1 protein-coding gene is annotated in these 306 nt (G+C 70.6%); it reads right to left on the reverse strand.

What is annotated here, in order from left to right; all coding sequences use genetic code 11:
• Positions 1-306 (reverse strand): IS3 family transposase (locus PQR02_RS40905; protein WP_408243465.1); only part of this gene is annotated, 306 nt, incomplete at both ends.

Consider the following 306-nt stretch of genomic DNA (forward strand, 5'->3'; position numbering starts at 1 on the left):
ACCAGATCAGGCGCACGCCGGGCGCCTGCGCGTGGCCGTGTGGTGCGCGGCCAGCGCCGCCGGCTTGCCCCGCACAGACCCGCCATACGCATGAGGCGCGCCACCCGCTTGCGCCCCACGTGTACGCCTTCGCGCGCGAGCTGCGCATGGATACGCGGTGCCCCATACGTGCCGCGCGAGCTCGCATGTAGCGTGCGGATGCGCGCGAGCAGTTGCGCATCGCTACGTGTGTGCATCGCGGGCTCTCGCACCAGCCACGAGTAATAGCCGCTTGTCGAGACGCCGAGCAGCCGTGCCATCATCGCA

It is taken from the genome of Paraburkholderia sediminicola, from assembly GCF_046026895.1.
In the GTDB taxonomy this organism is placed as follows: Bacteria; Pseudomonadota; Gammaproteobacteria; order Burkholderiales; family Burkholderiaceae; genus Paraburkholderia; species Paraburkholderia sediminicola_C.